We start from the raw sequence: 20421 nt of genomic DNA on the forward strand, positions 1-20421 counted from the left end.
CCATGCGTCAGATCATCCTTGATACCGAAACCACCGGCCTGGCCTGGCAGAAGGGCAACCGCGTGGTCGAAATCGGCTGCGTGGAGCTGTTCAAGCGCCGGCCCAGCGGCAACAACTTCCATCATTACCTCAAGCCGGACTGCGAGTTCGAACCCGGTGCGCAGGAAGTCACCGGGCTGACCCTGGAGTTCCTGGCCGACAAACCGCAGTTCGCCCAGGTCGCCGACGCGTTCCTGGAGTACATCGACGGCGCCGAGCTGATCATCCACAACGCGGCCTTCGACGTCGGCTTCCTCGACAACGAGCTGGCCCTGCTGGGGCCGCAGTACGGAAAGCTGACCGACCGCTGCACGGTCATCGATACACTTGCGCTGGCGCGTGAGCGCTTCCCCGGCCAGCGCAACTCCCTGGATGCGCTGTGCAAGCGGCTGGGCGTGGACAATTCCCACCGCACGCTGCACGGCGCCTTGCTGGATGCGCAGATCCTCGGCGATGTGTACATCGCGCTGACGTCGGGCCAGGACGAGATCGGCTTTGCGCCGGCCGATGCAGGCGAGGGCGGGGCAGGGGCGGGCATGGCCTTCGATCCGGCGCGACTGCTGCCCCGTCCCCGCGTGCAGGCCACGCCTTCGGAACTGGAAGCGCATGCAGCGCGGCTGGAACGGCTGCGCAAGAAGGCGGGCCATGCGCTGTGGGACGGCGAGCGGGTGGAGGAATCGGCCGTCGCCTGAGCCGTTTGGCCCGGCTGGACGGGTAGCGCCGGTGCGGGTCTTCAGTGACAGCGCACGAGCACGGCGGTGATGTTGTCCGAGCCGCCGCCGTCCAGTGCGGCGGCCACCAGCATGTCCACGCACTCCTGCGCGCTGGCGTCATCGAAGGCGAGCGTGCGGCCGATCGCGCGGTCGTCCACTTCTTCGGTCAGGCCATCGGTGCAGAGCAGCAGCTGTACGCCCGGACGCAGTTCTCCGGTGGTCGTGGCCACATTGAGGTGCACCGGGTCGGTCACTCCCAACGCCTGGGTGACCACGTTGCGGTGCGGATGCGCCCGCGCCTGCTCGGCGGTCAGGTCGCCCTGGGCGACCATTTCCTGGGCCACGCTGTGGTCCTGGCTGAGCTGCGCGAGCTGGCCGTCGCGCCAGAGATATGCCCGGCTGTCGCCGACCCATGCCACTTCGTAGCGGTTGCCCTGAACGCGCAGGGCGACCACCGTGGTGCCCATCGGCAGGCCCGCGTTGCGCCGGCGGGAGGCGCGGATGATCTCTTCATCGGCCGTGCGGATGGCCTGTACCAGCGTGACGCCACGGCGGACTTCGCGCACGATCGTCTCGCGCGCCAGTGCGCTGGCCACTTCCCCGCTGGCGTGACCCCCCATGCCATCGGCCACGAGCCACAGCGCCATCTCGCCGTCACCGTAGTAAGTGTCCTCGTTGAGCGAGCGGCGCAGGCCGGGATGGGTCAGGTGTCCGAACTCGATCATGGGTGCGCGCGTGGGGGTCACTACAGGGGAGGAGGGCATCATCGGCGCGCACCGGACATCGGGCAAGCACCACGGTCAGCGCAGTGTCATCTTCCTGCTGCCGATGGCTTGTGAAAGTTCGCGTGGCGCCGTATCATGCGCGTCCCCGGTTCGCCGGGGAACACGGAGAGGTGGCAGAGCGGTTGAATGTACCTGACTCGAAATCAGGCAGGCGTTTATAGCGCCTCGGGGGTTCGAATCCCCCCCTCTCCGCCAGATTGAACGAAGCGCCCGCCAGTCAATGACTTGCGGGCGTTTCTGTTTGTGCGCTCGCCCAGCTGCTTGGCAAGAGGTCGTGCACGGCCCCCTCAGCTCACCTTTTCTTCTGGCTGGATCGGCGGGTTGGCCGTTACTGCGCAGCCAGCACCGAACCTTGAGGTGAGCTATCGGGGATTCTCACGGAATGGCTTCACCGTGACTGTGCCGGTGCAGTTCCTGACGCAGCCCCCCGACCCGCCAAGGTTCGTGCCTCGGCCGCCACTGCCGGTGTTGCCGCTTTCACCGCCACCGCCACCGCCACTGCCGCCTCCTGGCGGCGTCCAAGCCCGCACGGACGACGGCTGCTGCGACTCCTGAAATTTTGAAAAACGTTTTCATGGCAATCGTTATCATTGTTTCATTTCAAAGGGTGCAGCAGGATCGATAGATGCTGCGAGCGAGCGATGCTGCAGTTTCACGCTCTCTATTTGAGAGAGTGTCTTCCATGTTCTGTATCCACGCGCGTCCGACTGAATCGGGTTTGATCCTGTTCGCTGTGAGTGCATAGGCATAGGCCAGTACCGGACTGTGTTCGGCGATGATTCCATTCTCATGGGCGCTGGAGAGGCGGGCGATTGCATCCAGATTTCCAGTGCCGGCGGATTCTCTCAGATAGAGAAGCGATCTTTCCTTCCATTCGTCCACCTTGATCGGATTCGCCAACCTTTCCGCGCCATCACCAATGATGGAATTGGGGTTGATCGAGTAATATATCTTCGCTTCAATCGATCCCTGCCGGGCCGCAATCTCAAGCCATTTTTTCTGGGTGATCTCGTGCTCAAGCGAAAGTGGCGCACACTCTGAGATTTTCCGTTCGATTTTCTCGAGGTTTGCAAGCATTGCATCTCCTGGCACCTCCACCGCGGCCATGCGATAAGGATCCTTCGTCAGGTAATTCTGGCAATCAGTCAGGGCGAGGTAAATGTTGAATGTTGCCAACGAATCGCCAGCTTCCGACCGGGGTATGAGGTTCTGGACGTAGGCAATGGCATCGCCAGGAGGGCGGGCATCATCCAGTCTCGAGATCTGGTACGCCTTTGGGCCAAGTGGTCGAAAAACCGTGGGATCAATCTGATGTTCGGGCGCTTCAATCGAGCCTTCCACTAAGAGGGCGCGGTGTTGTTTGCCCGTGGATGAAAAAGCTTCAGCGTTGGAATGTTCCAGTCTCTGGCCGGTTGCGCGGGCGCTGCTATGTTCTTGGCCAAAATACGCCATGAAGCAGGTGGGAGCCATTACTCCAAGCATGAGAAGCAAGGTAGACTTGTGCTTCATCCTCATTCCATTTTGTTCAAGTTGGTTGTGACAGGCCGCGCAAATCTAGCTGGAAATAGATTAGGGCTAGAAAGGCATGTGGCCTGATTTGACCAGAAGGATCTGATGGGTACGGAGGGAAACTCCATCTGCGTGAATCAACAGCTTGCAGCATGCCAGCCGTCAGCCAGCGCCACTCCTATTTTTCTCGCAGCATTGTCTACGCGTTTGCGTGCAGGACACCCAGAGCCCGTGTGACCTGGCTGCCTGTGCACAGCATGGCGTGCCTTGTGCCGGGGCTCCGGCGCGCTGTCGGCAGCCCGCGCACCTCCGGGCATGCGCGGGTCGTCCGGCCGACCTCAACGGATTCGCCCTCGAACCCGGATAACTGACAGGGCAGCGCGGGCAAGAAAGTTAGAGGGTGGTCTATCATCGCTACCTGCTTCCACGGAGTCCGCCCATGACCGCTGAAATCCTCGTTCCCGTCGCCTACGGCGAGCTGCTCGACAAGATTTCCATCCTGCAGATCAAGTCCGAGCGCATCAGCGATCCGGCCAAGCTGGCCAACGTGCGTGCCGAGCTGTCCGCACTGGAGCAGACGTGGATGGGCCACGCAGCCGCCGGCGGTGACATCGCGGCGCTGCGGGCCGAGTTGAAGGCGGTCAACGAGACCTTGTGGGATACCGAAGATGCCATCCGCCTGAAGGACAAGGCAGGCGAGTTCGATGCCGGTTTCATCGATCTGGCGCGCACGGTCTATCTGCGCAACGACGAGCGGGCGCGGATCAAGAAGGCGATCAACATCGCCCTTGGATCGGCCTATGTGGAAGAAAAATCGTACAAGGATTACACCGGCGGCTGAGGCAATTGCCTGCGCTCAGCCGTGGTCGGCCACGTAGCGCTCGAACGCAGCGATGCCATCGTCCACGGTGATCAGCTGCATCACGCCGTCGAATTCCACCTTCGCGCCCCATTTCAGTTCGGTTGCCGGCTTGCCGAGGAAGCGGCGCGCCGCGTCGTCGTAGCGGTCCACGCAGTAGCGCCGGTCCGAGTACGGCCCGCTGCGGTGCGGGTTGCTGGCCGCATGCAGGCCCAGCACCTTGCTGCCCATCGCATTGGCGATGTGCATCGGCCCGGAATCCGGCGTCATCACCAGGGCCGCACGCGCGAGCAGGGCCGGCAGCTGCTTGAGCGTGTCCTTGCCCACCAGGTCCAGTGCGGGCTGCGCCAGCTGGGCCTGGATGGCGTCGGCCATGCCGCGTTCGAGGTCGCTGCGGCCACCGCACAACACCACCCGCCAGCCGCGTGCGGTGGCATGGTTGGCCACGGCGGCGTAGCGGTCGGCGTACCAGTTGCGGCGCACATGGCTGGAGCAGGGGGAGATCATGAGCACGGGACGGCCATCGTCCTCCCACTGCGCGCGCGCCCACGCGTGCGCATCCTCCGGCACGGGCAGGTCCCAGCGCACCTGCGTCTGCCGCATGCCCAGCGGTTCGCAGAAACTGCCGATGGCATCCAGCACGTGGATGCCGGGACGGTCCGGGATGCGCTCGTTGATGAACAACCCATGCAGGTCCTTCGAGCGGCTGCGGTCATACCCGATGCGCCGCTCGGCCGGGATGAACGCCGAAAGCACGTTGGCCCTGAAGGCGACCTGCATCTGCAGCAGCGCCTCGAAGCGCCCCGGCGGCAGCGTGCCGCGCAGCGCCTTCATGCCTGCCAGGCCGGTCTTCTTGTCGTAGGCATGGAAGGTCACGCCCGGCAGGCCATCGAGCAGTTTCAGGCCCGCCTTGTCGATGATCCAGTGGATCGATGCACCGGGGCGCGCGGCCTGCACGGTGCGCAGCAGCGGCATGACATGGGTGACGTCCCCCAGCGCTGACAGGCGCAGGAAGCACAGCGAAGAGGACGTTGGTGCCATGTGTTGTTAGACTCGAAGGAATGGTCGCATTCGACGCCAATGAAGCGCTGACGCCTTGCCGCGATGGACGTGGCATGGGTGCCATTCTGTTCGACCGCGAACGGCTGCGGCAAGCCGATGCCTCGCTGTTCTCCGCCCAGCACTGGGGGGACCGGGCACGCCCGGTGGCCGAGGGCGGGCGCGGCAGTGCCTGGTTCGTCGATGCGCCGTTCGGTGCCAGCGTGCTGCGCCATTACCGGCGTGGTGGCCTGGTGGCCCGCCTGGTGAATGACCAGTATATCTGGCGTGGCTCACAACATACCCGCAGTTTTGCCGAGTTCCGGCTCATGCGCACGCTGCGCGCGCTGCAGCTGCCGGTGCCGCGTCCGATCGCCGCGTTCTACATGCGTGAAGGGCTGACCTACCGCTGCGCGATCCTGATGGAGCGCATCGAGCAGGTGCGTTCGCTGGCCGACCGCGCCCAGGTGGCGGGGCGCGGCGCTCCGTGGGAGGAAACCGGCCGGCTGATCGCCCGTTTCCACCGCGCCGGACTGGACCACGCCGATCTCAACGCGCACAACATTCTCTTTGATGGCAACGGCCGTGGCTGGCTGATCGATTTCGACCGGGGCGTGCAGCGGATTCCTGCGACTGCGTGGCGCGAGCGCAATCTCAAGCGCCTGCTGCGCTCGCTGCTGAAGCTGCGTGGCGAACGCAGCGTGGATGATGTAGAGAAGGATTTCGCCCGGCTGCGGCGTGCCTACGACATGGCGTGGGACCGCGGCACGTGATGGACTGGTCGTTGCGCTTCCTGGGCGTCGGCAATGCGTCGGCGGTGGAACTCGGTTCGCCGATGGCGGTGATCGAGCGCGCAGGCCAGCCGTGGCTGACCATCGACTGCGGCGCTGAGGGGCTCACCGCCTTCCTTGCGCAGTATGGCCAGCGCCCGCGCGCGCTGTTCGTCACCCATGTGCACCTGGACCACGTGGCGGGCTTTGAACGGCTGTTCGTGGATGCGTACTTCAACCCCTCGCCGCTGGGCAAGGTGCGGCTGTACGTGCCGGCGCCGCTGGTGCCGCTGCTGCACCGGCGCGTGGGCGATTACCCGAACGTGCTGGCCGAGGGCGGTGCGAACTTCTGGGATGCGTTCCAGCTGATCGTGGTCGGAGAGGGCTTCTGGCACGAGGGTGTGCGGCTTGAAGCGTTTCCCGTCCGCCACCACTGGCCGGAAACCGCCTATGGCCTGCGGCTGCAGGGGGCGCTGACCTGGAGTGGCGATACCCGCCCGATCCCTGAAATGCTGGCGCGCTTTGCCGGTGACAACGAGTTGATCGCTCACGACTGCGGACTGCACGGCAATCCGTCGCATACCGGTGTGGACGACCTGGAGCGCGAATACAGCGTGGAACTCCAGGCGCGGATGATGCTTTACCACTACGCCAGCGCGGCCGATGGCGAGGCGCTGCGCGCCCGCGGCCACCGCGTGGCGATGCCGGGCGAATGCGTGGCGCTGGCCAGCCCCACCGCCGCGCAGGTCAGCTGACGAGCGCGCGACGGCGCGCCGGGCGATGTGACCGCTGGAAGGCATCATCAGAAGGGTGGCGGCCCCGCCGGCTGACCTCGGCGCCCGCGTCGATCGATACCGTTGCTGCCTTCCGGCCCTGGCGGGATTTTCGATCTAGCGTCGCGAGGGGCCGACGGGGCCGCCATAGAGACGTGGGTGGCTGCAAGGCGACCCATCGACGGTCAACGGAAGCAGCGCACGATGCGCCGGAAACCCTGGCCGGGCTGCGCATCGACTGAGCGACGGCAGGCGCGCATTCTAGCGCATGCAGGGAAGGAGCGATAGCGCCGCGCCGTAATGGGGTGTGTGCGGGATGACGTGCGATTCAGTGGGTGCGGGCGACCAGGCCAAGGATGATCTGCAGCAGTTCATCGCTGGCCTCGACACGGCCGATGTCGCCGTCGAGGGCCGCCTGGGAAAGCGTATCGGCTGCGCCCAGCATTGCCCACAGGCTGGCCGTGGCAAGGCCACGCGGTCCTGCGAACGGTGCGAAAATGTCACGGCATTTCTGGATGAACGCGTGCTGATACGTACGCTTCACTTCCAGCAGTTCCGCCGACCCCCCCAGCGCGGCAACCACGGCGGAGATCTCCTGTCCCTGCGTCAGCACACACTCCACATAGCTGGACGCCACCACCTGCGCCTTCTCCTGCAGGGTGGCACGCGCGGCGTCCACGGCGGCGTCGAACAGGCGTGTCTGCCGGACATCGTAGTCCTCGTACAGTGCCGCCAGCAGTCCATTGCGTGTGCCGAAATGATCATAGGCGACCGGCTTGGTGACACCGGCGGCTTCAGCGAGCCGCGCCAGCGTAAGCTGATCGGTGCCTTCACTGCCGATCAGCTGCCACGCAACATCGAGCAGCTGCCGCGTGCGTGCTTCGCGCGGCATGCGGCGGCGGGGATCGGACGGGGCGGTGGGGGTGGGCACGCGGTCAATCCTCGTTCAATGCGATGTCGTGTCCGATGCGGCGTGCAGTCTCCAGGTGGGCGGCGGGATATCCCGGGTCTGAGGCGAGCAGCAGGCGGGAGCTGAGGACGCGTGCGCCACAATAATCGAAGATGCCATGGTCGATCTGCGTGGTCATCGCCAAGCCGTAGCCGTGGCGATCGATCATCGCCTGATCGGCGCCGCCGTTGGCGACCAGGTGAACCCGGAGGTTCTGGAGTTTCTTGATGACTTTGCCCTCCGGGTTGTCCTCGTAGGCCCAGCCCTGTGTGAACACGCGGTCGATCCAGCCCTTGAGCAGGGCAGGGAAGGACCACCAGTAGATGGGATATACGATCACCAGCGCGTCGGCGCGATCCAGGCGTGCCTGTTCAGCGAGTACATCGGTCGGCGCGGCAGCGCGGTTTTCGAACCGGGCGATATCCGCTGTGTTGAAGCGTGGATCGAAGCCTTCGGCCGCCAGATCCGCCATTTCGACAGTATGCGCAGGACTGGCCTGCAGGATGCCATCGGCGATCTGGTCCGCGATGGCGTGGGTGAGGGAGGCTGGTTCAGGGTGGGAAACAACGATCAGGGTGCGCATGGCAGTCATCCGTCAAGTGAAGTTACTATTAGTAACCTACGTAAGGTAGGTTGCGCAAGCGACGAGCGCGCTCTGGGGTTGTTAGACTGCAAGCCAGAAGGACGACCTTCCCCGCGCTGCGGGACCTCCCGCCCGGGACGACCCGGCCCCCGTCAAAGGAGGGCCCTGATGGCCTGGATCTGTCTGTTGTTTGCTGGCCTGCTGGAAATCGTCTGGGCTGTGTCCATGAAGCAGTCCGCCGGCTTTACCCGGCTCATGCCTTCGATCATCACCGTGACCGGCATGATCGCCAGCTTCTGGCTGCTGGCGCTGGCCATGCGTACGCTGCCCCTCGGTACCGCCTATACGATCTGGACCGGCATCGGTGCCGTCGGTGCGTTCGTGGTGGGGATCGTGTTCCTGGGCGAGCAGGTCAGTGCCATGCGCATCGCTGCGGCGATGCTGATCGTGTGCGGTCTGGTGCTGATGAAAGTTGCCAGCCACTGACGCGCTGTTGACTCCGGTTTATCACGCTGCCCGGCAGAGTCTTGATCATCTTCCAGACAACGGTGATGCAATGAAGCGAGTCCTGTATGGCGTGGTGCCTGCGCTGCTGTTGAGCGCCTGCGGTGGTCAGCCGGAAGCGGTCACCAGCCCTGAAGCGAAACCGGCTGAGGCGGCGGCGGTTCCGCCGCAGGGCACTGCGCCTGAGCGCCCGATGGACGAGGTGCCGGTACAGGCCACGCTGTCCAATGGTGACCGGGAATACGCGTTTGCCAATGGGTGCCGGGTGGTGCTGGACTCCAAGCGCGCGGTGGTTAAGCAGGAGGGGGACGCGTGCGAGTCGCACCACCGCGATATCGCGCTGCTGTATGGCTCGGGGGATTGACGGAGCGGCTGCGTGCCGTGGGGGGCATCGAAGATCCGGGCTGTTCCGGCTTTGCCGCTCCTACGTCCGACCAATAAAAAAGCCGCCCACAGGGCGGCTTCTTCATTTGTCTGGCGGAGAGAGGGGGATTCGAACCCCCGAAGCGCGGTTTAGACGCTTACACACTTTCCAGGCGTGCTCCTTCAACCACTCGGACACCTCTCCGGATTTCCCCGCCACGACGCTGTCGTTGCAGGGGCCGCAGAGTCTATCCGGCCCAGCGCCGCGACACAAGCACTCTCGTCACGGGGGAGGGGCTGGACAGGCATGGCACAATGGACGTCCTGATGAAGACGGTGGCCTGATGTCCTATCTCGTCCTTGCCCGCAAGTGGCGTCCGAAGCGTTTTGCCGAGCTGGTAGGCCAGGAACACGTGGTCCGCGCGCTCAGCAACGCCCTGGACAGCGGCCGCGTGCATCACGCGTTCCTCTTTACCGGTACCCGCGGCGTGGGCAAGACCACGATCGCGCGCATCTTCGCCAAGTCACTCAACTGCGAGCAGGGCACCAGCGCCGATCCGTGCGGCCAGTGCCCGGCCTGCCTGGACATCGATTCCGGGCGCTACATCGACCTGCTGGAAATCGACGCCGCCTCCAACACCGGCGTCGATGATGTGCGCGAAGTGATCGAGAACGCGCAGTACATGCCCTCGCGCGGTAAGTACAAGGTCTACCTGATCGACGAAGTGCACATGCTCTCCAAGGCGGCGTTCAATGCGCTGCTCAAGACGCTGGAAGAGCCGCCGGAGCATGTGAAGTTCCTGCTGGCCACCACGGATCCGCAGAAGCTGCCGGTCACCGTGCTCAGCCGCTGCCTGCAGTTCAATCTCAAGCGATTGGACGAAGACCAGATCCAGGGCCAGATGACACGCATCCTGGCGGCCGAGGAAATCGAAGCCGACGACAGCGCGATCGTGCAGCTGTCCAAGGCGGCCGACGGCAGCCTGCGCGACGGGCTGTCGCTGCTCGACCAGGCCATTGCCTATGCCGGCGGTGCGCTGCGCGAGGACGTGGTGCGCACCATGCTCGGCACGGTCGACCGTACCCAGGTGGCCGCCATGCTCGATGCGCTGGCCGAAGGCGACGGTCCTCGGTTGCTGCAGGTGGTGGCCGCGCTGGCCGAGTTCTCGCCGGACTGGAGTGGCGTGCTGGAGGCGGTCGCCGAAGGCCTGCATCGCATCCAGATCCAGCAGCTGGTGCCCGGCACCGGTACGACCGAGGGCATGGATGTGGTCGGCTTCGCCGCGCGCCTGCGCCCTGAAGTCGTGCAGCTCTGGTACCAGATGGCGCTCAACGGACGCCGTGACCTGCCGCTGGCGCCGAGCCCGCGCGCAGGCTTTGAAATGGCGGTGCTGCGCATGCTCGCGTTCCGTCCGGCCGCCGGCGTGCCCGCCGTACCGGGTGCGGTCGAAGGTGGCCAGGGCGCGCTGCCCGGCGCGGGTGCGCAGGGCAGTGGCGCCGGCGCGGCCGGGGTGGCTGCAGCAGGTGCATCGCGTGCAGCAGCGCGCACTGCGCCGGCAGACACGGCGGCTGTTACCGCAGCACCGATCAATCCGCCTCCGCCCGAGCCGGTGCGTGCACCGGACGAAGCACCGGTCGAAACGCCCGACAACGAACCGGCGCCGGTCCCCGGGCCTGCACCGGAGCCGGTACGCGACCCGCCGCCGGAACCCGTGCAGGAACCGGTCGAAGACCCCGAACCTACGCCGCCGCCGGTGCAGGCTGGCGCGCTGACCACGGCCAGGGACGCGGCGGACCAGGACCTGCCGCCGTGGGCCACCGACGCGGCCGACAATGACGCGCGCGAACGTGACGATGCGCTCGCCGCCGAGCTGGCCGGTCCGGATGCCGCGATGGTGGCGCCATGGCACGCCGCCCCTGCACCGGCAGCGCACGCCGCTGCGGAGCCGGCGCCGAAACGCGCGCCAGCGTTCGCCACCGAGGGCATCGCCATCGCACCGCGCGACGCCGCGGTGGCCTCAGGCCTGGCCGATGCCACCGAGCTGGCCACCGTGGACGACTGGCTGGAGCTGGTGGCACGCAGCGGCCTGTCCGGCCCCTCGCGCCAGCTGGCTGCCAACGCCTCGTTCATCAGTTGCCGCGGTGGGGTCTTGAAACTGGCGCTGTCGCCCGGATTTGAGTACCTGAGTTCCGAACGCGCGCTGTCTGCGCTGGCGGACGTGCTGGGCAGGGCCCTGGGCCAGACGCCGAAGATCGTGGTGGAAACCGCGGAGGCCTCGGCCGAGACCCTGCACCAGCGCGCCGATCGTCAGCGTGGCGAGCGCCAGCAGGCGGCGGAAGCCGCGTTCATGGCCGACCCGGAAGTGCAGCTGCTGATCCAGCAGCACGGCGCGCGCCTGGTCACTGATTCCATCCGTCCATTCGAAGAGTAAGCACACTATGCGCGGCAATATCGCCCAGATGATGCAGCAGGCCCAGAAGATGCAGGAAAACCTGCAGAAGGCCCAGGAAGAAATCGCCAAGCTCGAAGCCACCGGCACCGCCGGCGGCGGCATGGTGAGCGTCACCCTCACCGGTGCCAAGGAGTGCCGCAAGGTGCGCCTGGACCCCTCGGTGATGGGCGACCAGGAAATGCTGGAAGACCTCATCGCCGCCGCGTTCAACGATGCGGCCAACAAGATCGACGGCGAGTCCAAGTCGCGCATGGGCGCGGCGACCGCCGGCATGCAGCTGCCGCCGGGCATGAAGCTGCCGTTCTGATCCCGTGCCGCGGAGCCGCCGCGCTCCGCCGCACGCCAGGCGCGGGAGACGTGTCCCCGCGCCTTCCGTTCTCCCCGGGCCTGGCCCCGGTACAACCCGAAGCGCGAACCATGGCCGCCCCCCTGCTTGAACAATTGATCGATGCGTTGCGGGTGCTGCCGGGCGTGGGACAGAAGACCGCCCAGCGCATGGCCTATCACGTGCTCGAGCGCGAGCGCGAAGGCGGACAGAAGCTGGCCGACCTGCTGTCGCAGGCGGTGCAGCGCATCGGGCATTGCGCGCAGTGCCGCGATTTCAGCGAAACCGAGGTCTGCCCGACCTGCCTCAACAGCAGCCGCGAGCGCAGCCAGCTGTGCGTGGTGGAATCCCCGGCGGACCGCCTGGCGATCGAGAACGCGACCGGCTTCCGCGGTGTGTACTTCGTGCTGCAGGGCCGGCTGTCGCCACTGGATGGCATCGGTCCGCGCGAACTGGGCCTTGAAACGCTGGACAGGCGCCTGGCCGACGGCGAGGTGGAGGAAGTGATCATCGCTACCAGCGCCACCGTCGAAGGCGAAGCCACCGCGCATTATCTGGCGCAGCTGGCGCGTGCCCGGAGCGTGCGGCCGAGCCGCCTGGCGCAGGGCCTGCCGCTGGGCGGCGAGCTGGAGTTCGTCGACCGCGGCACCTTGTCCCATGCCTTCGGGACGCGCAACGAAGTAAAGGATTGATCCATCACCTGTCAGGCCGGCCACGGGCCAGTGCCTGCCCCGAGCGAGAGGACCCATGAGCACCGAGACCCTTTTCAGCAAGATCATCCGCCGCGAGATTCCCGCGACCATCGTCTACGAAGATGACGAGGTGCTCGGCTTCAAGGACATCGCCCCGCAGGCGCCGGTGCACGTGCTGTTCATCCCGAAGAACGAGGTCATCCCCACGCTGGACGATCTGCAGCCGCAGCAGGCGCATCTGATCGGCAAGCTGGCCCTCGCCGCCGCCACCTATGCGCGCGGGCAAGGACTGGCCGAGGACGGCTACCGGATCGTGATGAACTGCCGTGAGCATGCCGGGCAGACGGTGTTCCATATCCACATGCACCTGCTGGCCGGCGCACCGCTGGGACATTTCGGCGCCGCCCACTGAGTCCGCGCCGCGCAGAAAAAACGCCGCCCGGAGGCGGCGTTGTGTGTCATCGCAGAAGGCTTACCACCAGCCCCAGCGGCCATAGCCCCACGGACCCCAAGGGCCCGGGCCCCACGGACCGTACGGGTACGGCACCACGTCCACCTGCCGCTGTTCCGGCCACAGGTAGATGACATCCGCCGCCAGCTTGGGCAGGCGGTAATCATAGTCACCGATCTTGACGTTCTCGAAGCCGTCCACGCGGCCGATGAAGGTCACATCGCGGCCCTCCTCGAACACGGCCGGGTCGTAGAAGCCGGCGCGGCAGGCTACGAAGCGGCCATCGCTGGCATCGGTGGAGGCCGTGGTGGGGCGACCACTGGCGTTGAGCGGACGGGAGATCAGCTGGAAGCAGGTCTGGCCCTGGCCGGGCATCGTTTCAATGATGCGACCTCCCCAGCGCACCGGGGCGCCAACCTGCTGGCTGGCGACCGAATCACGCGGGGTGACCGTGCTGAACTCGCCCTGCAGCGGTTTGGGGGCCGTGGCGCAGGCCGCCAGCGCCAGCGACGCGGCCAGGGGAAGCAGAAGTTTCATGTTCATGATGGGGCTCCGGAAGTCGGGCGATGCCTGCGCAGGTCGCCCCGTAATGAAGCGGGGTCGTCACGTGCGCCAGCGTACCTCGCGGCGACGAAACGTGCGCTGAGCGCGAGCAGCTGCGGATCGGCCCGCTTCGCATGCACGCGTTCGGCCCAGGCCTGCGCCGGCTCGGACGGTTCACGCCCCAGGCCCAGCCGCGCATAACGGCGCCCCAGGTGGTGCCACGCACGCAGCAGGGGATCGCGCTCGCGTTCGCCGCGTGCCAGCAGCCAGGCCATCACGCCCAGCGCCGCGCCAACCAGCACCACCAGGACCGCCGCCAGCTGTCCGCTGTCCAGTGCATCCACGCCGAATGGCCGCAACAACGCGCGCTGGCGCTTGGCATCGTAGGAAAGCACCAGATCATTCCAGCCACGCCGCAGCCAGTCCAGCGCCTGGCCGGTCTGGGTCCAGCCGCCCGCCGCTGCGCCACCTTCGGCTCCCAGTTGATCTTCCAGCGTATCCAGAATGCGCTCGGGCGCCACGGCGGCCGTGGGGTCCACGCGCACCCAGCCGCGCTGCGGCAGCCACACTTCGGCCCAGGCATGGGCATCCATGCGCCGTAGCACCCAATAGTCGCCGATGGGGTTGCGGATGCCGCCGGCGAACCCGGTCACCACGCGCGCCGGGATGCCGGCATTGCGCATCAGGATCACGAACGCCGAACTGTAATGCTCGCAGAAGCCGATCTTCTGCTCGAACAGGAAATCGTCGGCGGTATCGCGCCCGGGTAGCGGGGCATCGATGGAGTAGGTGAACTCGGCACGGATCCATGCCAGCGTGCGTTCGATCAGGGCGGCATCGTCGTTGCCCACCTCCGCGCGCCATCGCCGTGCCAGCGCCTGCGTGCGCGGATTGAAACCTTCGGGCAGCTGCAGGGCCTGCCGGCGTTGATACTCGCCGAGGTCGGCGGCATACGCCAACGGCGGCGAAGACTGCAGTGTCCAGCGCGTCAGCGACGCCAATGGCAGATCGCTGAGCAGGCTGTGATCGGCGGTCAGGCGGGTTCCCGCCGGGGCCGTGCTGGGCAGGTCGAGCGCGACCAGCTGGCGACGCTCGGTCGGCTCGTAGTCCAGGGTGTAGCGCCACTGCACCGGGCGCGGCCGGATGGCCGGCAGCGCCGCACGTTCCGCGCTGCGGTCGATCTCCCAGCGCCGCCCGTCGAAGCGGCTCATCACCGGGCCGCGCCAGTAGCGCTCCGCCGCCGTCGGCACAGGTCCCTGGAACTGCACACGGAAGGCCGGTGCGTCGTCGGCCATCAGGTCCAGCCATTGGCCGGGTTCGAGCGTATCGGACAACCCGGGCGTGCCCACCGCGCGCTCGGGCAGGCCCCACAGCGGTTCGGCCAGGCGCGGGAACAGCCAGAAGGTGGCCAGGGCCAGCGGCAGCCCCAGCAGCAACAGCCGGCCCACGCCCTGTATCTGCTGGCGCAGGGGCGGCCTGCTGGCCTGGCTTTCGGCCTGGGCGAGCCGCTGCAGGGCCAGCAGGGCACACACGGCGGCGAGTGCGCCCAGCGCCGTGGTGAGTGGACCCTGGTCGAGCAGGAACGCGGCGAACGGGGCGAACAGCGAAAAGCCCAGCAGGCTGCGGGCATCGCGCAGGCTGCGCAGCTCGCTGGTCTTGATGGCGAGCATCGCGGCGAGCAGGGCGCAGCCGGTGTCGCGGCCCGGGCGCGCGCCCAGCTGCAGGTAGATCAGCGCCAGCATGGCAAGTACCAGCAACAGCCGCACCGGCACCGGCAGCAGGCCGCGGCGCGAGACCGCCGCGGTCAGCAGGGCGCTGGCGGCGATGACCGTGGCCAGCTGGGTCGGCAGCTGCAGCAGCAAGGGCAGCAGCGCCAGCGCGGCACTGGCCAGTGTCCAGCGCCGTGCATGGGGGTCGAGCAGGATGGGCGGCTCAGCCATGCGGAAGCAGCGCCAGGGCCCGCAGGCAGGCGTGGTGGTGGGCCGCGCCCAGGCCGGGCCCCAGCGGGGGCTGGCCGGGCAGTCGCAGCGTATAGCGACGGCCCTGCTGCTCGGCCAGGTCAACCCAGCGCGCCAGACGCGCGATGCGGCGTTCGGTCTGCAGTGCCGGCAGATCGAACCACTCGAGGACCACCTCCATGCCGACCGGTTTTTCGTACTCTCGCACGAGCAGGGTGTCGCGGCGCGCCGAATGCTTCCACGCAATGCTGCGGCGGGCATCACCACTGCGGTAGGCGCGCAGCTGGTGCAGTTCTTCGCCGGCCGGATCCAGGCGGCTGTGCAGGGGGTCGCTGCCGCGCTCGGGCAGTCCGGGCCCTTGCACTTCCGGATGCGGGTATACCAGCAGGGGGTGCTCCGGCCAGAACCAGCCCCAGGCGCGCACCAGGCCGAGTGGCTGGGTGGTGGAGACGCGGATGCGCTCCAGGTCCAGCCACCCGCGGTGTTCGGTAGGCAGGTTCAGCTGTGCTTCCACCCGGCCCTCGGCGGGCACATGGATCCAGCCCCGCGACGCCTGGTGATCCACGCGCAGGCCGGGGCGGTCGCGATGTTCGCGCTGGGACAGCGTCATCCGCAGGCGCAGTGGCTGGCCGGCCGGCACGGGCTCGGCGGAAAGCGACTCCAGCGTCAGCCCGGCCAGCGCCAGGTGCGCGCTCAGCGTGCTGGCGATCGCTGCCCCGGCCAGCAGCAGCGCCAGCAGCAGGGCCGGATTGTTGTTGTAGTTCAGCGCGCCAAGCAGCATGGCCGCCAGCAGCGCACCGACGAACAGGCCGAAGGGCGTGGGCAGCACATAGATGCGCCGACGGTCCAGCCGCTGCGGCAGCGGTGCGGGATGGCGCGGCTGCGCCATCGCCAGCAGGCGTTGGGCTCCCCCCTGCAACGCCATGCGTCAGTCCACCGGTACGGTCTGCAGGATCGCGCGGGCCAGCGCCGGCCCCGACGTCGACTCGGCCTCACCGACCAGCCGATGCCCGGCCACACCGATGAACAGCGTCTGCACGTCTTCGGGCACGACGTGGCCGCGACCGAGCAGCAGCGCATGCGCCCTGGCCGCACGCAGCAGCGCGAGACCGGCGCGCGGCGAAAGTCCCACGCGCACGCCAGCATGCTGCCGGCTGCGGGCCACCAGCGCCTGCACGTAGTCCACGAGGGCGTCACTGGCGTGCACCTGCTGCACGGCGTCACGCAGCTGGCGGACCTGCGCCGGGTCCAGTTGCGGGCGCGCCTGCGCGATCAGGTCGCGGCGGTCGGCGCCCCGCAGCAGTTCGCGTTCGGCCTGCGCGCTGGGGTACCCCATCGCCAGCCGCAGCAGGAAGCGGTCGAGCTGCGAGTCGGGCAGGGGGAAGGTGCCCGACAGGTCGACCGGGTTCTGGGTGGCGATCACCAGGAACGGGTCCGGCAGCGCGTGGGTCTGGCCATCAAGGGTGACCTGCTGCTCGGCCATCGCTTCCAGCAGTGCGCTCTGCGTCCGCGGCGGCGCGCGGTTGATCTCATCGGCCAGCAGCACGTGGGTGAACACCGGACCCGGATGGAAAGCGAACTGGCGGCTGCCCGGATCCAGGATGGACACGCCGAGCACATCGGCAGGCAGCAGGTCGGAGGTGAACTGCACGCGCTGGAAGCCCAGTCCCAGGCTGGAGGCCAGCGCATGGGCCAGCGTGGTCTTGCCCAGGCCGGGCAGATCCTCGATCAGCAGGTGTCCACCGGAAAGCACGGCGACGAAGGCCTGGCGGACTTCATGGGGCTTTCCCAGCACCAGCGCGTTGACCTGTTCCTGGGCCGCACGCAGGGCTTCACGCAGTTCATCGGTTAGGATTCCGGTCATGCGGGGCGAAGATTCCATCGTCGTCTCTGTCTCGGTCTCCTTTCGATTCTATAGAGCAATGCAGGGCGAACAACGCGCACGCACGATATTTCTGTGGTTATGGACGGCCGTCACCGCGCTGAAGCTGGTGGTGGCTGCGCGCCTGCCGTTGTTCGTCGACGAGGCCTTCTACTGGCAGGAGGGCCAGCACCTGGCGGCTGCCTATTCGGACCTGCCAGGGCTCACGGCGTGGCTGGCGCGGCTGGGCGTGGAGCTGGGCGGCGAGCACGTGCTGGCGCTGCGGTTGCCGTTCCTGGCGATCGGCGCATGGCTGCCGTGGGCGGTGACGCGCATCGCCACGCGCTGGTTCGGCAACGTGGCCGGCTGGCAGGCCGGCAGCCTGACCCTGCTGATGCCGCTGTCGGCCACTCTGGGCATGCTGGCGGTGCCGGACGTGCCCATGGCCATGGCGGCGGTGCTGTGCCTGGACGCCGGCGCGCGGCTGCTGCGCGACGTGGATGCCAGTGCGGCGCTGAAACTCTCGCTGGGACTGCTGATCGGTGCGCTGAGCCATTACCGTTTCATCGGCGTGATCGGCGTCGGCTTCATCGCCCTGCTGGCACTGCCGCAGGGACGGCGCATGCTCAAGGACCCCCGCGTGTGGGTGGCACTAGCGGTCGGCGTGCTGGCCTGGGTGCCGTTGCTGGCATGGAATTCGGACAACCATGATGCCGGCCTGAAATTCCAGGTCGTCGAGCGCCATCCGTGGGATTTCGAATGGCGTGGCCTGTGGTTCCTGGTCATCCAGCCGATGATGGTGACCCCGCTGCTGTGCCTGGCCATGTGGAAAGTGGCGCTGGCGGGCACCCGTGCCGGAGGTGGCGCGCGTGCGCAGTGGCGTTACTTCGGGTTGATCGGTGGGGTGTCGACGCTGGGCATCTTCGCGCTGGGCTTCTTCACCGACGTCGAACGCATCAGTTTCCACTGGCCCCTGCCGGGCTACCTGGCCCTGCTGGTGGCGGTGCCGGTGATCCTCAATGGATGGCCGCGCTGGCTGCGCCGGGCCACATGGTGGATGGCCGGGATCGGCCTGGCCCTTGGTTTCAGTTATTACCTGATGGCGTCCTCGCCGGCGCTGCGCGAACAGCTTGCGGGCTACAAGTACTATCCGCGCAATTTCGCCGGCTGGAAGCCGTTGGCGGACGGCGTACGCGAGGAACTGCAGCAGATGCCGGAAGGCACGAAGGTGCTGGCGGGCAACTTCAAGGTGGGCGCCGAGCTCGGCTTCCAGCTTGGCGACCCCGACATCCAGGTGCTGCCGCATCCGCTCAACGACAAGCATGGCCGCAGTGTGCAGCTGGGGCTGTGGCAGCTGCTGCACCAGGGCCAGCGCAGCACGCCGATGCTGCTGGTGCTTTCCCCGAGCGACCAGCGTTACCGCGAACTGCTGGACCGCTATCACGCCGTCTGCGCACAGGTGGGCCCGTTGCCGCCGCCGCGGGTGATCAGCGGCGACCACGGTTACCAGCGTTTCCTGCTGTTCCGGCTGCCGGCAGAGCGTGCTGCCGGACCGTGCGTGACACCGGCGATGGCCTACGTGGATGCCCCCGTGGCGCATCAGAAGGTGCAGGGACGGGTGGACGTGCAAGGCTGGGCGTTCAAGGACGGCGTGGGCCTGTCGCGGGTGGAAGTGCTGCTCGATGGCCGCCCGGTCGGCGACGCGGTCTACGGGCGTGCCTTCGACATCCGGCCGACCTGGCCGCAGTCCACCGATCCACAACACCCCCGCGTAGGCTTCGATGCGCATATCGACACCACCGCGCTGGAGCCGGGCAGGCACTGGCTGGGCCTGCGCCTGTACGGCCACGACGGCAGTGTTGAAACCTGGCAGGAACAACCGTTCGTCGTCCGCGAGCGTTGAAGGACACGAACGCTGGAGCAAAGGGGACGGCGCAGCACGCGACCGTTCCCGCCAATTCTTCTTCAGCCGTTCACGGGACGGCGAAGCCCGCTTCGCGAAGCAGGGCGCAGAGGGCGATCAGGGGCAGTCCGACGAGGGCAGTGGGGTCGCGGTTTTCGATCGACTCGAACAGGCTGATCCCCAGGCCTTCGCATTTGAAGCTGCCGGCGCAGTCCAGGGGCTGTTCGGCGTCGATGTAACGGACGATCTCCGCGCGCTGCAGCGGCCGGAAACGCACTGTGGTCAGGTCGCAGGCCTGCAGCACACGCTCGCCGTCGGTCAGGCACAGTGCGGTATGGAACTGCACCGGTTGACCGGACATCGCGGCCAGCTGCGCGTGGGCACCCTCGACGTCGCCTGGCTTTCCCAACGGGCGACCCTGGAGGTCGGCGACCTGGTCGGACCCGATCACCCAATGGCCCGGATGGCTCGCCGCCACGGCCTGGGCCTTGGCCAGCGCCAGGCGTTGGGCCAGTGCCCGCGGGGCCTCGTCGGGGCGCGGTGTCTCGTCCACCTGCGGGCGCTCGGCGTGGAAGGGCAGGGCCAGCCGCTCCAGCAGGGCGCGGCGGTAAGGCGAGGTGGAGGCCAGCAACAGGGGGAACATGGCATCATCCGTGGCGTTCGGGCAGGCAGTCTGGCTTTGGCAGGGGGCGCCCGGCAAGCCCGGCAGGCGCCGCCATTTGACAGATCGCCCCGGTCCTCCTAACATTCGGCGGCTTATGTCCGCCAACGTGCCCGAAACGCTGGATGCCTGGCGCATGGTCGGAGCGCAACGTCGCTTCGACGGCCGCGTCGCTCTAGCTGATATGACTCGCCTGCAGGGGTTGGTCGCCGATGCCGAAGGAGAGTGCGTTTATTCACTCGAATTCGGTCGCGACGAGATCCTGCGGGTATCCTATGTCGAACTGATCATCGACACCGCGTTGCCGCTGACCTGTCAGCGCAGCATGCAGCGTTTCCTGCTGCCGGTGCACGTGGTGCAGCGGCTCGGCCTGATCCGCGACGAGGACGAGGAGTCTTCGCTGCCGGAAGGGTATGAAGCCTGGCTGGTGCCGGAAGATGGCCAGCTGAGCCCGCTCGAGCTGGTGGAAGACGAACTGGTGTTGGCGGTACCCGTGGTCCCCCTGTCGCCCGATGGCGAGGCGGTGGACCAGCATTGGGCCCCGCCGAAGGAAGAAACGGACAAGGTCAACCCGTTCGCGGCGCTGGCAGGTCTCAAGAAGAAAGATTGAACGTGATCAGCAGCCGGGTATCGTCGGCGGCTGCGGCGAAAGCGAAAAGTGTGCTGGACGCTGGCGTCCTGTGCGACGA

22 protein-coding genes, 2 tRNA genes and 1 other RNA gene are annotated in these 20421 nt (G+C 67.2%); 13 read left to right on the top strand and 12 right to left on the bottom strand.

Going from position 1 to position 20421, the window contains the following annotated elements; all coding sequences use genetic code 11:
• Window positions 1-2: 2 nt before the first annotated feature.
• Window positions 3-731: a DNA polymerase III subunit epsilon gene (gene dnaQ / locus FHY09_RS02380; RefSeq protein WP_166923757.1), complete on the top strand. Its 729-nt coding sequence runs from the start codon at window positions 3-5 to the stop codon at window positions 729-731.
• A gap of 41 nt (window positions 732-772) precedes the next feature.
• Here dnaQ and FHY09_RS02385 read toward each other — a convergent pair whose 3' ends face one another.
• Window positions 773-1477: a protein phosphatase 2C domain-containing protein gene (locus FHY09_RS02385; protein ID WP_166924357.1), complete on the bottom strand. Its 705-nt coding sequence runs from the start codon at window positions 1475-1477 to the stop codon at window positions 773-775.
• A 164-nt stretch (window positions 1478-1641) separates the two neighbouring features.
• On the opposite strand from FHY09_RS02385, the gene FHY09_RS02390 reads away from it, so the two are divergent.
• Window positions 1642-1732, top strand: a tRNA-Ser gene (locus FHY09_RS02390).
• A gap of 405 nt (window positions 1733-2137) precedes the next feature.
• Here the strand turns inward: FHY09_RS02390 and FHY09_RS02395 are convergent.
• Entirely contained in the window at window positions 2138-3046 is a 909-nt protein-coding gene (locus FHY09_RS02395) for a hypothetical protein (RefSeq protein WP_166923759.1), read from the bottom strand.
• Window positions 3047-3485: 439 nt separating this feature from the next.
• On the opposite strand from FHY09_RS02395, the gene FHY09_RS02400 reads away from it, so the two are divergent.
• Entirely contained in the window at window positions 3486-3887 is a 402-nt protein-coding gene (locus FHY09_RS02400) for a DUF6165 family protein (RefSeq protein WP_166923761.1), read from the top strand.
• Window positions 3888-3902: 15 nt separating this feature from the next.
• Here the strand turns inward: FHY09_RS02400 and FHY09_RS02405 are convergent, their stop codons facing one another.
• Window positions 3903-4946 (bottom strand): glycosyltransferase family 9 protein, encoded by a 1044-nt coding sequence (locus tag FHY09_RS02405; protein WP_166923763.1) that lies wholly within the window; start codon window positions 4944-4946, stop codon window positions 3903-3905.
• Between the two features lie 20 nt (window positions 4947-4966).
• Between FHY09_RS02405 and FHY09_RS02410 the strand changes: the two genes are divergently transcribed.
• A complete protein-coding gene (locus FHY09_RS02410) occupies window positions 4967-5716 on the top strand; it encodes a 3-deoxy-D-manno-octulosonic acid kinase (protein ID WP_166923765.1) in 750 nt (249 codons plus the stop codon).
• On the top strand, window positions 5716-6468 hold the full coding sequence (locus FHY09_RS02415) for an MBL fold metallo-hydrolase (RefSeq protein ID WP_166923767.1): 753 nt from the start codon (window positions 5716-5718) through the stop codon (window positions 6466-6468). The genes FHY09_RS02410 and FHY09_RS02415 overlap by 1 nt, the downstream gene beginning before the upstream one ends.
• A 61-nt stretch (window positions 6469-6529) precedes the next feature.
• Here the strand turns inward: FHY09_RS02415 and ffs are convergent.
• From ffs to FHY09_RS02430, 3 genes are all read right to left on the bottom strand, one after another.
• Window positions 6530-6626, bottom strand: an RNA gene (gene ffs, locus FHY09_RS02420) — signal recognition particle sRNA small type.
• A gap of 188 nt (window positions 6627-6814) precedes the next feature.
• A complete protein-coding gene (locus tag FHY09_RS02425) occupies window positions 6815-7378 on the bottom strand; it encodes a TetR/AcrR family transcriptional regulator (protein WP_166924359.1) in 564 nt (187 codons plus the stop codon).
• Window positions 7379-7421: 43 nt separating this feature from the next.
• Entirely contained in the window at window positions 7422-8018 is a 597-nt protein-coding gene (locus FHY09_RS02430) for an NAD(P)H-dependent oxidoreductase (protein WP_166923769.1), read from the bottom strand.
• Between the two features lie 168 nt (window positions 8019-8186).
• Here FHY09_RS02430 and FHY09_RS02435 point away from each other — a divergent pair, with 168 nt between their 5' ends.
• Window positions 8187-8504 (top strand): DMT family transporter, encoded by a 318-nt coding sequence (locus tag FHY09_RS02435; protein WP_166923771.1) that lies wholly within the window; start codon window positions 8187-8189, stop codon window positions 8502-8504.
• Between the two features lie 70 nt (window positions 8505-8574).
• Window positions 8575-8886: a hypothetical protein gene (locus FHY09_RS02440; protein ID WP_166922926.1), complete on the top strand. Its 312-nt coding sequence runs from the start codon at window positions 8575-8577 to the stop codon at window positions 8884-8886.
• Between the two features lie 111 nt (window positions 8887-8997).
• Here the strand turns inward: FHY09_RS02440 and FHY09_RS02445 are convergent.
• Window positions 8998-9090, bottom strand: a tRNA-Ser gene (locus FHY09_RS02445).
• Between the two features lie 139 nt (window positions 9091-9229).
• On the opposite strand from FHY09_RS02445, the gene dnaX reads away from it, so the two are divergent.
• From dnaX to FHY09_RS02465, 4 genes are all read left to right on the top strand, one after another.
• Window positions 9230-11317, top strand: coding sequence for a DNA polymerase III subunit gamma/tau (gene dnaX, locus FHY09_RS02450; RefSeq protein WP_166923773.1), 2088 nt, complete (start codon window positions 9230-9232; stop codon window positions 11315-11317).
• A gap of 7 nt (window positions 11318-11324) precedes the next feature.
• A complete protein-coding gene (locus FHY09_RS02455; protein WP_166923775.1) occupies window positions 11325-11645 on the top strand; it encodes a YbaB/EbfC family nucleoid-associated protein in 321 nt (106 codons plus the stop codon).
• Window positions 11646-11755: 110 nt separating this feature from the next.
• Entirely contained in the window at window positions 11756-12355 is a 600-nt protein-coding gene (gene recR / locus FHY09_RS02460) for a recombination mediator RecR (protein WP_166923777.1), read from the top strand.
• A 55-nt stretch (window positions 12356-12410) separates the two neighbouring features.
• Entirely contained in the window at window positions 12411-12767 is a 357-nt protein-coding gene (locus FHY09_RS02465) for a histidine triad nucleotide-binding protein (RefSeq protein WP_166923779.1), read from the top strand.
• 60 nt (window positions 12768-12827) lie between these two features.
• Here the strand turns inward: FHY09_RS02465 and FHY09_RS02470 are convergent, their stop codons facing one another.
• From FHY09_RS02470 to FHY09_RS02485, 4 genes are read right to left on the bottom strand one after another with little or no spacing between them, the layout of a single operon-like run.
• Window positions 12828-13349, bottom strand: a complete 522-nt coding sequence (locus FHY09_RS02470) for a Slp family lipoprotein (protein WP_166923781.1) — start codon at window positions 13347-13349, stop codon at window positions 12828-12830.
• The gene (locus FHY09_RS02475; protein WP_166923783.1) at window positions 13346-15289 is read right to left on the bottom strand and encodes a DUF3488 and transglutaminase-like domain-containing protein; all 1944 of its coding nucleotides are present in this window, start codon (window positions 15287-15289) and stop codon (window positions 13346-13348) included. Before FHY09_RS02475 ends, FHY09_RS02470 begins: the two co-directional genes overlap by 4 nt.
• On the bottom strand, window positions 15282-16232 hold the full coding sequence (locus FHY09_RS02480; RefSeq protein ID WP_166923785.1) for a DUF58 domain-containing protein: 951 nt from the start codon (window positions 16230-16232) through the stop codon (window positions 15282-15284). Before FHY09_RS02480 ends, FHY09_RS02475 begins: the two co-directional genes overlap by 8 nt.
• A 3-nt stretch (window positions 16233-16235) precedes the next feature.
• A complete protein-coding gene (locus FHY09_RS02485; RefSeq protein WP_456362680.1) occupies window positions 16236-17171 on the bottom strand; it encodes an AAA family ATPase in 936 nt (311 codons plus the stop codon).
• 58 nt (window positions 17172-17229) lie between these two features.
• Here FHY09_RS02485 and FHY09_RS02490 point away from each other — a divergent pair, with 58 nt between their 5' ends.
• A complete protein-coding gene (locus FHY09_RS02490; protein WP_166923789.1) occupies window positions 17230-19071 on the top strand; it encodes a glycosyltransferase family 39 protein in 1842 nt (613 codons plus the stop codon).
• Window positions 19072-19141: 70 nt separating this feature from the next.
• Here FHY09_RS02490 and FHY09_RS02495 read toward each other — a convergent pair whose 3' ends face one another.
• Window positions 19142-19714, bottom strand: coding sequence for a Maf family nucleotide pyrophosphatase (locus tag FHY09_RS02495; RefSeq protein WP_166923791.1), 573 nt, complete (start codon window positions 19712-19714; stop codon window positions 19142-19144).
• A gap of 115 nt (window positions 19715-19829) precedes the next feature.
• Here FHY09_RS02495 and FHY09_RS02500 point away from each other — a divergent pair, with 115 nt between their 5' ends.
• Window positions 19830-20342 carry a YceD family protein gene (locus FHY09_RS02500; RefSeq protein WP_166923793.1) on the top strand — a complete coding sequence of 171 codons (513 nt, stop codon included), beginning with the start codon at window positions 19830-19832 and terminating at the stop codon, window positions 20340-20342.
• The last annotated feature ends 79 nt before the right edge of the window (window positions 20343-20421 follow it).

Source organism: Xanthomonas sp. 60 (assembly GCF_011761925.1).

Excerpts from the sequence above, each read along its gene's own strand:
- dnaQ (WP_166923757.1), top strand. The coding sequence starts at position 3 with ATGCGTCAGATCATCCTTGATACCGAAACCACCGGCCTGGCCTGGCAG.
- FHY09_RS02385 (WP_166924357.1), bottom strand. The coding sequence starts at position 1,477 with ATGATCGAGTTCGGACACCTGACCCATCCCGGCCTGCGCCGCTCGCTC.
- FHY09_RS02395 (WP_166923759.1), bottom strand. The coding sequence starts at position 3,046 with ATGAAGCACAAGTCTACCTTGCTTCTCATGCTTGGAGTAATGGCTCCC.
- FHY09_RS02400 (WP_166923761.1), top strand. The coding sequence starts at position 3,486 with ATGACCGCTGAAATCCTCGTTCCCGTCGCCTACGGCGAGCTGCTCGAC.
- FHY09_RS02405 (WP_166923763.1), bottom strand. The coding sequence starts at position 4,946 with ATGGCACCAACGTCCTCTTCGCTGTGCTTCCTGCGCCTGTCAGCGCTG.
- FHY09_RS02410 (WP_166923765.1), top strand. The coding sequence starts at position 4,967 with ATGGTCGCATTCGACGCCAATGAAGCGCTGACGCCTTGCCGCGATGGA.
- FHY09_RS02415 (WP_166923767.1), top strand. The coding sequence starts at position 5,716 with ATGGACTGGTCGTTGCGCTTCCTGGGCGTCGGCAATGCGTCGGCGGTG.
- FHY09_RS02425 (WP_166924359.1), bottom strand. The coding sequence starts at position 7,378 with ATGCCGCGCGAAGCACGCACGCGGCAGCTGCTCGATGTTGCGTGGCAG.
- FHY09_RS02430 (WP_166923769.1), bottom strand. The coding sequence starts at position 8,018 with ATGCGCACCCTGATCGTTGTTTCCCACCCTGAACCAGCCTCCCTCACC.
- FHY09_RS02435 (WP_166923771.1), top strand. The coding sequence starts at position 8,187 with ATGGCCTGGATCTGTCTGTTGTTTGCTGGCCTGCTGGAAATCGTCTGG.
- FHY09_RS02440 (WP_166922926.1), top strand. The coding sequence starts at position 8,575 with ATGAAGCGAGTCCTGTATGGCGTGGTGCCTGCGCTGCTGTTGAGCGCC.
- dnaX (WP_166923773.1), top strand. The coding sequence starts at position 9,230 with ATGTCCTATCTCGTCCTTGCCCGCAAGTGGCGTCCGAAGCGTTTTGCC.
- FHY09_RS02455 (WP_166923775.1), top strand. The coding sequence starts at position 11,325 with ATGCGCGGCAATATCGCCCAGATGATGCAGCAGGCCCAGAAGATGCAG.
- recR (WP_166923777.1), top strand. The coding sequence starts at position 11,756 with ATGGCCGCCCCCCTGCTTGAACAATTGATCGATGCGTTGCGGGTGCTG.
- FHY09_RS02465 (WP_166923779.1), top strand. The coding sequence starts at position 12,411 with ATGAGCACCGAGACCCTTTTCAGCAAGATCATCCGCCGCGAGATTCCC.
- FHY09_RS02470 (WP_166923781.1), bottom strand. The coding sequence starts at position 13,349 with ATGAACATGAAACTTCTGCTTCCCCTGGCCGCGTCGCTGGCGCTGGCG.
- FHY09_RS02475 (WP_166923783.1), bottom strand. The coding sequence starts at position 15,289 with ATGGCTGAGCCGCCCATCCTGCTCGACCCCCATGCACGGCGCTGGACA.
- FHY09_RS02480 (WP_166923785.1), bottom strand. The coding sequence starts at position 16,232 with ATGGCGTTGCAGGGGGGAGCCCAACGCCTGCTGGCGATGGCGCAGCCG.
- FHY09_RS02485 (WP_456362680.1), bottom strand. The coding sequence starts at position 17,171 with ATGACCGGAATCCTAACCGATGAACTGCGTGAAGCCCTGCGTGCGGCC.
- FHY09_RS02490 (WP_166923789.1), top strand. The coding sequence starts at position 17,230 with ATGCAGGGCGAACAACGCGCACGCACGATATTTCTGTGGTTATGGACG.
- FHY09_RS02495 (WP_166923791.1), bottom strand. The coding sequence starts at position 19,714 with ATGTTCCCCCTGTTGCTGGCCTCCACCTCGCCTTACCGCCGCGCCCTG.
- FHY09_RS02500 (WP_166923793.1), top strand. The coding sequence starts at position 19,830 with ATGTCCGCCAACGTGCCCGAAACGCTGGATGCCTGGCGCATGGTCGGA.